We start from the raw sequence: 14727 nt of genomic DNA on the forward strand, positions 1-14727 counted from the left end.
CATGCGGTTGTTGATATTATACGGTATTAGCACTTGTTTCCAAATGTTATCCCCTGCTAAGAGGTAGGTTACCCACGTGTTACTCACCCGTTCGCCACTCTTTGAAATCAAAAAATCAAATCAGAGCAAGCTCGTCATCTCAATTAAGCACAAAGCGTTCGACTTGCATGTATTAGGCACGCCGCCAGCGTTCATCCTGAGCCAGGATCAAACTCTCATTTTAAAAGTTTGAGTATAACTCAATTTTTGTTACTTTAATTGTTTAACAGAAGTTAAACGAATTTATTAGCGAATTGACTTCGCAAATGTTTTTTGTTTCAAGCTTAATGCTTGAAGACCCTACACATTTGTTCTATCGAAACGATATTCAGTTTTCAATGATCAACGTCGTTGTCTCGTTGACAACTTAATCTATTATACAGAACTGATTTTAAAAGTCAACAACTTATTTAATCAATGTTTTGTATAATTGCCTGCAGTATTTCGACCGCTTATATAATATACCGTAGAAATGAATGTTCGTCAACAACTTGTTTTAATTTAATTTTCACGAACAATTTTATTTAAATAAATTCTGGTATTTTATATTTCAAAATAAAAAAATCCCACTGAAATATCGTAAAGTTACCCTTACATATATCTCAGTGAGATTTTTAATTACTTATTTACAGAATAGATACTACTGACCGTTGGTTGAAGCATCGGTATTCGCTGTTCCATCCCCGTTTTCATTATTCTGCGTATCATCACTGTTTTCAGAAGATTCAGATGATGACGAAGCCTCCTGAATAGTTTGCGGCTCACCGCCTAGTTCAGGTGCATCTGTTATATAATCCTTTAGCGTTGATTTATCACCATGTTGTGCTTTAAGTGATGTTTTATGCTCTTTATTCATTTTCTTTAGTAAACTCATACCCTTAGCTTTTTGATATGAATAATCTTTACGATTAACCTTTTTAAAATCGTTAGATTTGTAGAAACGAAGTAAATCACCTGTTTGAACATCGTCAGAATAAGTTAACATCTTATCAACATATTCTTGTGTTTGTTCAATAATCTCTTTTGCTCTTGGATCTTCCTTCGGTGAAATCTTTGTACCCGTTGCAGTTACATAGTAATTACCACCATACTTCATGTATTCAGCAGATACCCAATCACCATTTCTAAACGGCACAATTTGACGACGATTTTGACTTAACAAGTCTTGTCCAAATTGAATATCATCTTGAGTTGATTTTCCTAGCAAGTGCAAAATTGTTGGCATCACATCAATCTCACCACCGTACGTGTGATTAACACCACCCTTCAAACCTGGCGCATGAACCATAAACGGTACCTTTTGCCAGTTAGCTAAGTCATAATTGGTAGTAGTCTTCTTACCCGTTAATTTAGCAATTGCAGCCTTATGGTTTTCAGAAATACCATAATGGTCACCATATAAAGCAATCACTGTATTATCATATAGTCCTGATTTCTTCATCCAGTTCAAGAATTCAGCAAATGATTGATCTAAATAACGTGCCGTTTGTACATAACCATCGACTGTTTTATCGTTAGTCTTAGTTTTAGCAATTGACGTATTTTGTTTATCTAAATCATATGGATAATGATTTGTAACCGTAATAACCTTTGAATAGAATGGCTGTGGTAGCTGCTCTAGATACTTCGCAGAATCCTTCAAAAAAATCTTATCTTTCATACCATAACCAATGTTGTAATTAGCATTATCAGCATTCTTAAAATATGGCTTACTGAAGAAATAATCATATCCCCATGATTTATAAGTATTATCACGATTCCAGAATGAAGCAACATCCCCATGGAAAGCCGCTGTTGTGTATCCTTGCTGATCTAGAATAGCTGGTACAGCTTGATACGTATTTGATGTTCCATAGTTAACCATTGCTGAACCTGACGCTGTTCCAAATAGACCAGTCTCCAACATCATTTCAGCATCAGCAGTCTTACCTTGTCCAACTTGATTATAAAAATTATCAAATGATAATGTATTTTGATCATGATAGAACTTATTTAAGTTTGGTGTTACTTCAACTCCATCCACCTTATAATCAATCAAAAATTGTTGGAATGACTCCAAGTGGAACATAATAACGTTCTTACCTTTTTCCTTACCAAAATAAGTCGCATTCTGTAAGGCTTGATTATCCTTAACGTAATTTTTGATTTTATTTAAGTCTTTAGCGTTAGCATCTTTCTTAACATCCGCTGTCTGCTTAGTTTTAAACATATTGTAAGCAGCGTACTCATTAAGACCAAGATACTTAACAATGTAGTTATTATCAAACGTTCGTGTTAATAGTCCCGAACGATCTTTACTTGAAATACCATAACCCACTAGCATCAAAACAATACCAAAGATAGTCGTTAACGCTGCAAAACGCTTTTGGACAACTACTTTATCGTACTTAATACGTTTAAATACTAATAACAACACTAAAACAACAATGTCTAAAAATACCAAAAAATCAAAAGGACTAATAATCTGAGCAATTGACTTCCCTAAATTATTGTCTACTGAACCACCAGAATTAATAATATTTAAAGACAAAAAATCTGAAAATTCACGATAATACAGCATATTAGCGAATAGCCAAATTGACTGTATTAAATTAATCAAAATCATTAACCAATAGGCAACCTTACCGCGGAAGTATAAAGCAATACTTAGCAAGATGATTGCTGTCGGCAATGGATTTATAACTAAAATAAATTCTTGAAGCGTTCCTTTAACACCTAAAGAAAAGCTTGTTTTATAAGCCCAATAAGTTTTAATCCATACTAAAAATACAGATAGCAAGAAAAAGCCAACAGTGGCATTAAAATCTGGCCACTTCTTCTTAATGGCTAACATAATTCGTTGCATTATATTCTCTCCAAACATTTTTTAACTGCCAAGCAGCTATCTATTTTTTTAAATCAGTATCTAATCTAATAATTAAACAGAAGTCATATTAAAAATATCATAAAACACCACTGTATTTTAAAAAGATTCCTTAAACTCCGATAATGCTTCATAAACATCAATAGCTAATAAATCCACATCATCAAAGGCAAAGCGTTGGTGTTTTGCTTGATTAGTTTCCAACGCAAACATGCCTGATACCGAATCGTACAAAACAGTTACCACCGATACACCAAAAACGCTAAAATCACGTTGTTGTAATGTTGTGCGATGATCTTGCACCATTGCATTAATGCGATGCACTATTTTATCCAAATTATTTTCTATCGGCATTTGTTTAACCTCACTATTTTGATTTTACGTTAAACGCAATTATTCCCGCAAACATCCCCAAATAGTATGTAATGATACGCCATAAAAACATTGCACAAACTAATAGTCCTGCATTAGGTAAGAACGTTGAAAAAATCATTGAAAATCCAATTTCAGCGCCACCTGTTCCACCAGGAATTGGGAACAAAGAAATAACCATCACGATTAGTACGTGCAAGGACATTACCAAAATAATATTAACATGTTCTGCTCCCAACGCTAATAAAATGAAATACGGTATTAAATAATAAACCAGTAATTGAACCAAGGTCAATATAACTGCTTTAGTCAACACTAACCAATCATGGCTCATACGGATACTCTCCGCATGGAAATTATCAATTTTTTCATTAACTAACATTTGCCAGCCGGCGACTTTATCAGGTTTAATCCACTGCACAGGCTTAAAACCGATTTTAACCAATGTTCGCGTTAACCCCGGCCAATACATAACCAATAATAAGCCAACAATCACAACAAAATGAATTAGGAAGCCCAATACCAAAAACCACGCCCATGCTTTCAATTTATCAGCAATAAATTCATAACCCACAACCATGGCAATGAAAAAATTAACAACTATCATTGCTTGATACACAACAAATTTCATCAATAAAATCGAACCCGCTCGTCCTGGATCAACACCGGCTTGAATTAGTGTAATCAACTGCATTGGTTGTCCACCTGCAGCAAATGGCGTAATACCATTACCAAATTGTTCAACTAACGGTATCCGAACTGCGTTTGACCATGATAACTTTTCATGTGAATCATCCACAAAAATTTTAACAACAACAGATTCAATTAATAAATAAGCAGCCATCGCTAATACTGCGACTAGTAACCACCACCAATTAGCGTTGCTTAAATCATGAGCAAGCTGACTCATGCTGACATTTTTAAATGACCAATAGAAAATACCAGCTCCGGCAATCATCATCAAAACGAACACAATGCTATTACGCCTTGTCATTAATCTACCTCATTATTATCTTCGTTTCTAACCTGACTCATATAATAGTCTTCCCATAACTTAGCAACCCGTTCTGCAGAATAATATGCTGAAGCTGCAAGCGCTTGTTGACTGACTTTTTGTTTTAATTCATCATCCGTTGCAAGTCTATCCAATTGCGTTTGCATTGCTTGGCGATCATGGGCCGGCAAATAATAGCCCGCAATGATTGCCTGATACAAATCTAAATCACGCAAAATAGTTGGCGTTCCTGTACTAAACGCTTCTAGTGCAGACATTGGAAATAGTTCGGTATAACTTGGCAATAGAAACACATCTGCCGCATTATAATAGTCATTCATTAAATTGCGATCAACAATACCTGGAAAAATTAAATTTTTAGGTGGATTATCAACAACTTTCTTTAGTTCATCATAACCTGCTGTAATAGCACCAAATGAAAAACCTCCAACCCAAACAAAAGTCCAATCAGGATTGTCTTTTGCTAGCTGAATAAAGTCAAGCACACCTTTACGAACCTGCACCTGCCCAACTCCCAGTACAATAAATTTATCCTCAGGTAAGGACAATTTTTGCCGTAGCGCATGTTTTTGTGTCACCGGCTTAGGAAAAAACACCTTTTTAGAAACAAAATTTGGAATGTAAGTAATTTTTTCTCGTTTAACGCCCAGAGCAACTAGCTTATCGATAAACACTGGGTTTACAACCACAATTTTATCCATACGCTTATAAAACGTCATCATATACCAATAAAATATTTTCTTAAACGGCCACCATAACTTAATAGAGTCCTCAAGTGTTTCTGGAATAAAATGAACATATCCCACTTTAACGCCCCGACCAGGTAAGAAAGTATTTAAGAAAAAACCAAAATTAATAGTGTGATAGTGACTGATATCTGTTTTAGCCAAGCTATTAAATTTCAACGCAAATTTATCAGGAAATTTCTCAGTCAATAAGTTGACTAGTTCTCGATAAGCTGAGCCGACTCCTTGACCAGGAACAGTTTCTGCAGCAGAAAACATTGTAATTCGAATCATTTTCCTTCTTTATGGAATGGCGTCTTAGATAAAAATGATTTTGCATATTCCAAATCATTACTATCTGCTTCTTCCATATCCTCCTCTTCATGATAGACAACCAACGCTTCAGAATAACAATCTAACACGCGTTGTCCAAATGTTACGGCATCAATGTCGTGTAATACTCTGTCACGAACTGCTGGTTGTCCAATTACTTGATGGTTAATTTTAGCCATTAAATATTTTACAACAGGTTCTAACAATTCATAACTGTCATCGGCTAATGCACCAATATTGTCATCAATTACAACCGTTTCCAAATAAGGGCTACGCATTGCAACAACGGGTGTGTTAGCAGTCATCGCTTCGATGAACGTTAATCCTTGTGTTTCAGATACTGAAGCTGATAAAAAGACATCAGCCAGCTTGTAGTAACCATACACTTCATCATGATCTACCTCTCCAGTAAAAATGACGTTATCAGAAATTTCTAAAGAACGAACATGATCCTTTAATTCTGCCATTGCTGGACCACCACCAACTACCAAAAACATTGCATCAGGGATTTTCACTAGTACCTCTGCAAAAATTGATAACGCTGTATCAATATTTTTTTCAAATGCAACACGTCCTAATGATAAAACAACAGGTGTTTCTGGAGATAAGCCTAATTTTTCACGTAGTTGTCTACTAGTATCTTCTTTTTCATCATGGTGCACATTTACACCAGTTGGGATAATTTCAATTGGCGCAGACACTTTATACTTCGTTAATGTATCATACGTTTGTTTAGAGGGGGCAATGACCCCCGTCATTCCCATCATATAGCCACGTGCAATAACAGCGACACTTGCTGGTCGAATAATTTTACCGTTGGCAACATAATGTAAATAGTCTTCATAATTTGTATGAAATGTATGAATAGCTGGTATTTTTAGTTGACGTGCAACCAATTTCCCGATTAATCCCAGTGAAAATTCAGTTTGTGTATGCACAATATCTAATTGTAATTTTTTAGCCAACTGTATGGCTTGAAGCCCCCCACGATAAGATAGGCGGCGATCTTTAAAACCAATAAAAGGAAAACTTGGGAACCGATAGACATCCGGTTCTAAAACATCCTTTGGTACGTTTGGATCTGTAGAAGTAAATATATATACACGATGGCCACGTGCAATCAGCTGATCACGTAATGTTTGAATTGACGTGACAACTCCTGAAACTTGCGGCGCATACGTATCAGTAAATAGCCCAATATTCATGACTAACCAGCCTTTCACTAAATAGCTTATTCCTTATATAATAACAAATTTATATTTGTAAAGGTTAAAAAGCCATATAAAAAGAGTTAGAAAAAATTTTTATTATCCCAATTTAGGATAAACAGTAAATCCATCTAACTCTCAAAATATAATTAACTAACTTTATTTTCTGCTAAAATTTTTTCAACCACTGCATCCATTTCTGGTGTCCGTTGCCATTCGATAAATTCAGGAATGGCAATGTTGGTTGGAATATCAAAATTTTCATTAACAAATTTTTCATATTTCATCACATTAGTAGAATGTGGAATATTAATTTTCAAAATACGCACTTTTTTAATCATGCCTTTTTCAACCGCATACTCAGATTGGCCATTATGCAATAAATTGCCAATTTCCTTATATGTCGAACCATCATTTCGTGTGATTTCTTCAATAATATCCAGAGTTTGAAAGGCTTCTGCCATTATTCAACACCAACCTCTTGTTGCACAACAGCAACAATTCGGTCAACATATTCTGAAACCAATTCTTGAGTTGTGGCTTCTGCCATTACACGCAATAAATCTTGAGTACCTGAAGGACGAACTAATACACGACCGTCACCACCCATTTCAGCTTCAACTTCAGCAATCACTTGCTTGATTGCTTCGTTATCCAAAGCCTCTTTTTTATCTTGTACTTTAACATTCACTAATTTTTGTGGATAAATCGTCATTTCAGCAGCTAGTTCTGACAATGATTTATTAGTTTCTTGCATAACATGTAGTAATTGCAATGCTGTTAGCATACCATCACCGGTTGTTGCCCAGTCCAAGAATACAACATGCCCTGATTGCTCACCACCAAGGTTGTAACCAGATTTAAGCATCTCTTCAACAACATAACGATCACCAACAGCCGTCTTAACTGAATGCATATTATTAGCTTCCATCGCCTTATACATACCAATATTAGACATTACTGTTGTGACAATCGTATCTTGCTTTAAACGACCATGCGCTGACATATATTTACCAACGATAAACATAATCTGGTCACCATCAACAATTTGGCCTTTTTCATCTACTGCAATCAAACGATCACCATCACCATCAAAAGCTAAACCAACTTGTGCTTCTTGTTCTAACACAAATTTAGCTAATGCTTCAGGATGCGTTGACCCAACATTTTGATTAATGTTAAGTCCATCTGGTGTAGTTCCCATTGTTTCAAAATCAGCACCCATATCAGCAAATAAATTAGCAACTAATCCCGACGTCGCACCATTTGCAGCATCAATTGCTAACTTCATACCATCAAGGCTACTTGGAATAGTTGTTTGCAAATATTCAAGATATTTGGCTGTTCCTTCCTTAAAATCAGCAACAGAGCCTAACCCTTCTGCCGCCGGACGTGGCAACGTGTCTTCTGGTGCATCTAACAAAGCTTCAATTTCACCCTCTAGCTCATCAGATAGTTTCATACCATCCGAACCAAAGAACTTAATACCATTATCTTCCGCTGGATTATGTGATGCCGTAATTTGAGCACCAGCATCCGCCTTTTGAGCACGTACTAGATATGCCACACCAGGCGTTGAAATAACATCTAAACGTTGAATTTCAATTCCGACGGATAATAATCCTGAAATTAGTGCATATTCCAACATTTGACCTGACATACGTGTATCACGACCTACCAATACACGTGGACGATGATCAACAGCATGGCGCGTCAATACAGCACCACCCATACGACCTAACCGAAATGCTAATTCAGGCGTTAATTCTTTATTGGCAATACCACGTACGCCATCAGTTCCAAAATAATGTAATTCAACCATACTTTCTTACTCCTTAGGTGTGACAACTACTGACACTGTCTTTGGGTCTACGCTTTCAGCACCATCTGGTACATTGACCGTTACTTCTTGCTCACTCTTGGCAGTAATGTTTGATAAATCTACAACCGCTTCCACGCTCTTTAATTTATTTAACACATCCACATTACCTTTTACCTCAACTTCATTTACAGATCCAGATAATGTAAATTCAGAAGCATTGCCATTCTTTGTTTTTAAATCTAACGGTACTTGTTTCGTACCATTACCTTTTTCGATTGGAATTTTTACCGTTGTATCCTGTGGTGACACGGCAACATCAACCGGATTGTTATTAACGTCAACTGCTTGTAAAGTTACTTTTTGCTTAACTGTTTTTTTAGTATTTCGTTCTAATTGTACATTAGCAACGACACTATCAACAGCATCAATTGCATTTTGACGTCCCATAATTTGCACGTTATTAACTGAACTTGTAACTGTACCAACGGTATAACCATCTGCAATTGCGTCCTTATTATAATTCGTTTTGACCGAATAATAAGATGATGTTCGCTTGTATATCGTTAAATTAACTTTAGGATGTTTGACCTTATAAGTTAAATCCTTATTCAATCCCGTTACCTTTAAAGTTACCGTATGTGCACCATCGGACAAGTTCTTTAAATTAGCAGAGACTTGAAAATTCTTAGTGTTTTTAGCCGCCGTAACTAATGCAGCTGGTCCATTCACCGTTACTTCAACATTATCTGGTGCACCACTAATATAATAATCATCCGTATTAATACCAGTAAATTGAATTGGCACCGTAATTTTTTCTGATCTAGATGATGCTATTTTACCAATTTTTGAAAGGCCCTCTGTTTGATTATCCGTCCGCCGAGTAGATGACGTTTGTGAATCCGTATAAGCAGACATGAAGATAGCAACAGCTAATGTTAACAGGCCGTATACCATTTTATCAGTATGCCATTTCATATTACTTATCTCCTCGCTTTAAAAAAGATTGCACTTGCGACCACCATGATTTATTAGTATCTTCATCTGAAGTCACTAATTGACGCGTTAGGTACTTACGGTAGTCTTCACGTGATAACGACTGCATCAATTCAGAATTTCTCGTGATTGAGACTGCTCCGGTCTCTTCTGAAATAACAATCGTCAATGCATCTGTCACCTCAGAAATTCCAACAGATGCACGATGACGCGTTCCTAATTCTTTAGGAATTGTTGCACTATCTGACAATGGTAGATAAGCCGCCGCCGTAGCTAAGCGCCCATCTTTTAATATCACTGCCCCATCATGCAAAGGCGTATTCGGAATAAATGTATTAATTAATAATTGACTGGATATTTCCGCATCAATCGGAATACCTGTTTCAATATATTCTTCCAAACCTGTTTCCATCTCAATTGAAATCAAAGCCCCAATACGACGCTTTGACATATATTGAATAGCATCATCCAATTCATTTACTAAACGCATTTCTGATTGATAAGCTTGCTTTTGCCTAAACAATCCCGAACGTCCTAAATGTTCCAAACCACGACGAATTTCGGGCTGAAAGACAATAACTAATGCAATAACTCCCCAATTGATAACTTGATCTGTCAACCATGAAATCGTGGCGAGTCCAAAATACCAACTAATGATTTTCACAATAATGACAATGGCAACACCACGTAACAAAGTAACCGCTTTAGTACCACGAATTAGCATCATTAATCGATAGAGCACCCACCAAACAATGAGCACATCAATAATACGGACAATACTTATACTTTTTAAAAGTGTCTCAATATCGAAATTCATCCTAACTCCTACTCTTCCAAATTAGTTAACATACCTGCTTCAGTAAAGTTAATATTTTGACGAATATCCAAACTAGTTGTCCCAGATATAAAGTGAGCTTCCGTCAAATGTTGCACCGCTTCACGTTGCGCATTTAAGCCGACTAATTCTAGTTCCATCTTCAACGCTTCACTATTTTGTACACCAGCCTGACCGTGACGCTCACGCTCAATTTGAGAACGGTACATAATAATTAAATTATACGCCGCTGTTTGGTCAAGATGTGACTTTTGTGCTTCATCCGTGCTGATATATTTTGAAATAGCTGCAATTGCTTCTTTTGATGCTTCATGACGTGCTAATTGATATTCTGATAATAATTTATCTGAAGAATCATCGCTTAACCAAACACGTACCATACGACCAAAACCAGTAAAGAAACGACGAAGTTGACGCCATGTTCGTTTACCACGATCATGCGTTACTAAATCATCTAATTCTGATTCAGCACGATCAATACGTCGACCTTCACTAGCAAATACCAATGGAGAGATACGCTCATCTACCAATAATCTTTGGATAGCACCGCGTTCCGTTTCTAACGCAAATTCTCGAAGCGACATTTCAGCATCCAAAATTGGACTCATTTTATCAGCCTTCATAAACTGTAATTGTAATTGTCGAATCTGACTTTGATAACGACGAATAATATCATAAACAACCGCTTGATTTGACTCACGACGCCGTGCTTCAATTTCACGTACTGCTGATTGTAGCACATATACCCGAGCTCTTGGCTCAGACATATGCTGCGCCACCCGAGCTTTTGCCTTCGTCGATCCAGGTGGTACCTGAGTCTTCTTCTCCCCACCAATAATTGGTAGCAAAACAATTGCCATAATCAAAGATAGGATAATCGTAATAGCCGCAATAAACAACATTAATGCTCTTTGTGGAAATGGTGCACCACTATCTGTGACAAGTGGAACAGATAGTACACCGGCCATAGTAACAGCCCCACGTACACCAGTCAAACCAGATGTAAAAGCGACCCGCCATGAGGCCGTTTCATTCTTGTGATTCTTAAGACGCACCCACTGTGACACATATGTCCAAATCACACGAATACCGAAGATAATTAACCAAGTCACTACAGAATACAACAATGCCATTGGCAATGAAATAACTTCACTTAAATGAGTGGCTAATGGTAATTCAATTCCTAATATAACAAATATGTACCCATTTAAAAGATAACCAAACACGTTCCAAGTATTAATTCCAATAACATGCAACTCACCAGTGTAGTCCACATCATGCTTTGTATGAATATTCAAAATAATAGCCGCAACAACTACCGCAATAACACCTGAAGCATGAATCTCCTCAGCCAGAATATAAACTAAAAAGGGTGTGAACAACTGTAAAACAACGCGTAATGATACATCATTATTGCCATGTGCAGACAACCAATCACCAATCATATTTAGAAAAAAGCCCATCAATGCACCGACCAAAGTTCCCATGATTGACACATAGAAAAACTCTCCGGTTGCTTGCCATAACGAAAAAGTTCCTGCTGTTGCAGCTGCAACAGCAAATTTAAAACCAACCAACCCACTTGCGTCATTAATTAAACTCTCACCCGCAACTAAATGCATAATTGATGGTGGTAATTTTGCTTGCGAAGCAATTGCTGAAACAGCTACCGGATCAGTCGGTGATAAAATAGCGGCAATCGCCAACGCAACTGGTAATGGTAATTCTGGTACCATCCAATAAATTAAAAATCCACCAACTATTGTTGTAATAAACACCAGCAAGATGGCATTTCCAAAAATTGGTCCTCGTAACTCCCATAATTCCTTTTTAGGAAAACGCCATGCATCCGAGTAAAGCAAAGGCGCAATAAATAAAAGCAAAAACCATTCTGTATCAAGTTCGATTTTAATATTTAAAAAAACCGCCACTAATAAGCCCAGGGCTATCTGAAACAAACTAACGGGTACTTTTTTAAAAAAATAACCTAATACATTACCTAACACGACTAAAAATGTCAGGCCAACAACGGTTTGTAGTAACGCCATACACACTCTCCTTTTCTAATTCTATTTTCTACCTAATATCCGAACTTCAGTTTCCAAATGAACCATAAATGTTTGATAAACAACTTCCTGAACATGCTGAATTAAATTAACATAATCACTTCCCGTTGCATGTCCCCGATTAACAATAAAACCAGCATGTTTGGTTGATACTTGTGCATCCCCAATACGGCAGCCTTGTAAACCGGCATCCATAATTAACTTCCCTGCAAAATAACCGGTTGGTCGCTTGAATACCGACCCACATGATGGAAATTCTAGCGGCTGCTTCTGAGCACGTCGTTCATTATAATCGGCCATTTCAGCCCCAATAATTATTCTTTTGCCCGGTTTCAAAGCAAAAGTGGCGCTTACAATAATGTCACCTGTGTCTTGAATCAAACTATGCCGATACCCAAATGACAACTCAGCTGCCGAATAAGTCTTGAATTGCCCATCAATTGTAATAACATCTGTACTTTCTAATACCTGATCAATTTGGCCACCATATGCACCGGCATTCATAAATACAGCCCCACCAACTGAACCAGGAATACCTGCAGCCCATTCTAATCCGGTTAGGGCATATTCATAAGCCATCTGTGCCGTTTCAATAATCCAAGCACCCGCTTCGGCCACAATTTTGTTTCCTGTAGCTTTAATCTGTTTCATCTCTGTCAAAAAAATCACTAGACCGGCTAAACCATCTTCAGTAATAACTAAGTTAGAAGCATTCCCTAGTACAGTTATTGGCAAATCTTGCTCATTTGCATACTGCACAACTGCTTTTAACTCAGTCTGTGTTTTAGGCCAGAAACACCAATCAGCTGGGCCACCAACACGTGTGTTGGTATAGTTTCCCAATTTAACATTCGCTTGGATATTATAATTTGGAAACATTTCAATCAACGTCTTCATCTTTTCTTCCTCAATCAAATCACTTTAACTAACTGTTTTAATGGTGCTACCCCAAAGGTTTCTGTTTGTTTAACTAATATTTTTGCCGCAGCAACCGTATCGTCCAACGCATTATGATGGTGGTGTAAATCAATAGCTAACGCTTCAGCTACTGTGTTTAATTTATGATTAGGCAGCTGTGGATACAATTTTCGCGATGTTCGTAACGTATCCAATGACAAATAATGGGGTTGTGCCATGCCATAATGCGCAAGCGTTGCGCGTAATACACTATTATCAAAGGATGCATTATGCGCAATAACTAATTGATTAGGTGTATAAAATTGTTTAATTTGTTCCCAGACTTCTGGAAATACAGGTGCATTCACAACATCTGCTTCTGTAATACCGTGAATTCTTGTATTTCGTCTATCAAACATAGTATCCGGTTTAATTAAAGTATAAAATTCATCAACAAGCTGATTGTCGCGTACAATCGCCAATCCCAATGAAACTGCACTATCACGCTTGGCACTAGCCGTTTCAAAATCCATCGCTACAAAATTCATCTTTACACCTCGTTATTTCACGACTAACAAAGCCATATCAAAAGCTGGTACTCTTTCATGATCACTATTTAAAATCTTAGTTTCCGAACCTGCCACAAACTCAAAGCCCAACTTTTCATAGATATGAATTGCTATCGTATTCTTTTCTTGTACCGTTAACACCAATTTTTCAACCGTACTAAACGTGGTAGCCCAATCTAGCAATTCTGCTAACATCGCCTGTGCTAGTCCATGCCCTTGAAAATCATTGAGCACCGCTACACCAATCTCAGCAATTCTTGGTTGTCCAGATAATGCAGATGCAGATGCTAATCCAACTAATTGACCCTGATCCGTTTTAGCAACGAGCATAATGTTATTGGTTGTCGTTTGTAAAATATCAATATTATCAGCCTCTTCATCAGGCTCAATTTGATTGGGATCTTGTTCAACAAGAAATGTACTTGATTCATCTTGAAGTTGAAAGATTAATTGCATTAAGTTAATGGCATCCTGCCTTTCAGCCGGGCGAACAAAGACTTCCATTATTTCTCCATTTCAGACAACAAAGCAGATGAACGTTCACCCGCTGCCGTCATTGTTATAACACGTTCTGTCTCTGAACTTTCAACACGTTCGAAAACAATCTCTAAAACATCATCTGGCAAATCTGGCTTAATGTATTGTGACCATTCGACTAACGCAACCGCATCACCACCAAAATACTCTGATAACCCAAGATCCTCAGCATTCCCTTCTTCACCTAAACGATAGACATCCAAATGATACAAAGGAAATTGTGCAGTTTGATATTCTCGGACCAATGTAAAAGTTGGACTCTTTACTGGCCGCTTAATTCCCAAAGCTTTTGCGAAGCCTTGCGTAAACGTCGTCTTTCCTGCGCCTAAATCTCCTGACAATAAAATTGTATCGCCAGCTTTAACATTTTTTGCTAATTTTGCAGCTAATTCTTGTGTTTCATCAACAGTTTTAACTAATATTCTCATAATTAAAAGTATACCATTTTTCCGC

General features: G+C 37.1%; 14 protein-coding genes and 1 rRNA gene. All 15 read right to left on the minus strand.

The features are described 5' to 3' along the window. Positions 1–223 (minus strand): 16S ribosomal RNA (locus GA0061074_RS05535); the annotation flags it as partial. 456 nt (positions 224–679) lie between these two features. Then, positions 680–2884: an LTA synthase family protein gene (locus GA0061074_RS05540; protein WP_092462680.1), complete on the minus strand. Its 2205-nt coding sequence runs from the start codon at positions 2882–2884 to the stop codon at positions 680–682. Between the two features lie 117 nt (positions 2885–3001). After that, on the minus strand, positions 3002–3256 hold the full coding sequence (locus GA0061074_RS05545; protein WP_092462682.1) for a DUF1797 family protein: 255 nt from the start codon (positions 3254–3256) through the stop codon (positions 3002–3004). A gap of 13 nt (positions 3257–3269) precedes the next feature. Then, on the minus strand, positions 3270–4268 hold the full coding sequence (locus GA0061074_RS05550) for a lysylphosphatidylglycerol synthase transmembrane domain-containing protein (RefSeq protein ID WP_092462684.1): 999 nt from the start codon (positions 4266–4268) through the stop codon (positions 3270–3272). Then, positions 4268–5308 (minus strand): glycosyltransferase family 4 protein, encoded by a 1041-nt coding sequence (locus tag GA0061074_RS05555; protein ID WP_092462686.1) that lies wholly within the window; start codon positions 5306–5308, stop codon positions 4268–4270. The genes GA0061074_RS05550 and GA0061074_RS05555 overlap by 1 nt, the downstream gene beginning before the upstream one ends. Beyond that, positions 5305–6552: a glycosyltransferase family 4 protein gene (locus tag GA0061074_RS05560; RefSeq protein ID WP_092462847.1), complete on the minus strand. Its 1248-nt coding sequence runs from the start codon at positions 6550–6552 to the stop codon at positions 5305–5307. Before GA0061074_RS05560 ends, GA0061074_RS05555 begins: the two co-directional genes overlap by 4 nt. A 152-nt stretch (positions 6553–6704) precedes the next feature. Continuing rightward, positions 6705–7019 (minus strand): hypothetical protein, encoded by a 315-nt coding sequence (locus tag GA0061074_RS05565; protein ID WP_092462688.1) that lies wholly within the window; start codon positions 7017–7019, stop codon positions 6705–6707. Beyond that, a complete protein-coding gene (gene glmM, locus GA0061074_RS05570) occupies positions 7019–8377 on the minus strand; it encodes a phosphoglucosamine mutase (RefSeq protein ID WP_092462690.1) in 1359 nt (452 codons plus the stop codon). The genes GA0061074_RS05565 and glmM overlap by 1 nt, the downstream gene beginning before the upstream one ends. 6 nt (positions 8378–8383) lie before the next feature. Further along, positions 8384–9352, minus strand: coding sequence for a CdaR family protein (locus GA0061074_RS05575; RefSeq protein WP_092462692.1), 969 nt, complete (start codon positions 9350–9352; stop codon positions 8384–8386). A 1-nt stretch (position 9353) separates the two neighbouring features. After that, positions 9354–10187, minus strand: a complete 834-nt coding sequence (gene cdaA, locus GA0061074_RS05580; protein ID WP_092462694.1) for a diadenylate cyclase CdaA — start codon at positions 10185–10187, stop codon at positions 9354–9356. 8 nt (positions 10188–10195) lie between these two features. After that, the gene (locus GA0061074_RS05585; RefSeq protein WP_092462696.1) at positions 10196–12253 is read right to left on the minus strand and encodes a Na+/H+ antiporter; all 2058 of its coding nucleotides are present in this window, start codon (positions 12251–12253) and stop codon (positions 10196–10198) included. Positions 12254–12274: 21 nt separating this feature from the next. Beyond that, entirely contained in the window at positions 12275–13168 is an 894-nt protein-coding gene (gene murB / locus GA0061074_RS05590; protein ID WP_092462698.1) for a UDP-N-acetylmuramate dehydrogenase, read from the minus strand. 14 nt (positions 13169–13182) lie between these two features. Further along, positions 13183–13716 (minus strand): 3'-5' exonuclease, encoded by a 534-nt coding sequence (locus tag GA0061074_RS05595; protein ID WP_092462700.1) that lies wholly within the window; start codon positions 13714–13716, stop codon positions 13183–13185. A 12-nt stretch (positions 13717–13728) separates the two neighbouring features. Beyond that, complete coding sequence (locus tag GA0061074_RS05600) at positions 13729–14241, minus strand: GNAT family N-acetyltransferase (RefSeq protein WP_092462703.1); 513 nt, start codon at positions 14239–14241, stop codon at positions 13729–13731. Beyond that, a complete protein-coding gene (tsaE, locus tag GA0061074_RS05605; protein ID WP_092462705.1) occupies positions 14241–14702 on the minus strand; it encodes a tRNA (adenosine(37)-N6)-threonylcarbamoyltransferase complex ATPase subunit type 1 TsaE in 462 nt (153 codons plus the stop codon). Before tsaE ends, GA0061074_RS05600 begins: the two co-directional genes overlap by 1 nt. Positions 14703–14727: the final 25 nt, after the last annotated feature.

It is taken from the genome of Weissella bombi (assembly GCF_900094835.1).
GTDB lineage: Bacteria > Bacillota > Bacilli > Lactobacillales > Lactobacillaceae > Weissella > Weissella bombi.

What these genes read in the sequence shown, in the direction of transcription:
- GA0061074_RS05540 (WP_092462680.1), bottom strand. Translation starts at nt 2,884, where the DNA reads ATGCAACGAATTATGTTAGCCATTAAGAAGAAGTGGCCAGATTTTAAT.
- GA0061074_RS05545 (WP_092462682.1), bottom strand. Translation starts at nt 3,256, where the DNA reads ATGCCGATAGAAAATAATTTGGATAAAATAGTGCATCGCATTAATGCA.
- GA0061074_RS05550 (WP_092462684.1), bottom strand. Translation starts at nt 4,268, where the DNA reads ATGACAAGGCGTAATAGCATTGTGTTCGTTTTGATGATGATTGCCGGA.
- GA0061074_RS05555 (WP_092462686.1), bottom strand. Translation starts at nt 5,308, where the DNA reads ATGATTCGAATTACAATGTTTTCTGCTGCAGAAACTGTTCCTGGTCAA.
- GA0061074_RS05560 (WP_092462847.1), bottom strand. Translation starts at nt 6,552, where the DNA reads ATGAATATTGGGCTATTTACTGATACGTATGCGCCGCAAGTTTCAGGA.
- GA0061074_RS05565 (WP_092462688.1), bottom strand. Translation starts at nt 7,019, where the DNA reads ATGGCAGAAGCCTTTCAAACTCTGGATATTATTGAAGAAATCACACGA.
- glmM (WP_092462690.1), bottom strand. Translation starts at nt 8,377, where the DNA reads ATGGTTGAATTACATTATTTTGGAACTGATGGCGTACGTGGTATTGCC.
- GA0061074_RS05575 (WP_092462692.1), bottom strand. Translation starts at nt 9,352, where the DNA reads ATGAAATGGCATACTGATAAAATGGTATACGGCCTGTTAACATTAGCT.
- cdaA (WP_092462694.1), bottom strand. Translation starts at nt 10,187, where the DNA reads ATGAATTTCGATATTGAGACACTTTTAAAAAGTATAAGTATTGTCCGT.
- GA0061074_RS05585 (WP_092462696.1), bottom strand. Translation starts at nt 12,253, where the DNA reads ATGGCGTTACTACAAACCGTTGTTGGCCTGACATTTTTAGTCGTGTTA.
- murB (WP_092462698.1), bottom strand. Translation starts at nt 13,168, where the DNA reads ATGAAGACGTTGATTGAAATGTTTCCAAATTATAATATCCAAGCGAAT.
- GA0061074_RS05595 (WP_092462700.1), bottom strand. Translation starts at nt 13,716, where the DNA reads ATGAATTTTGTAGCGATGGATTTTGAAACGGCTAGTGCCAAGCGTGAT.
- GA0061074_RS05600 (WP_092462703.1), bottom strand. Translation starts at nt 14,241, where the DNA reads ATGGAAGTCTTTGTTCGCCCGGCTGAAAGGCAGGATGCCATTAACTTA.
- tsaE (WP_092462705.1), bottom strand. Translation starts at nt 14,702, where the DNA reads ATGAGAATATTAGTTAAAACTGTTGATGAAACACAAGAATTAGCTGCA.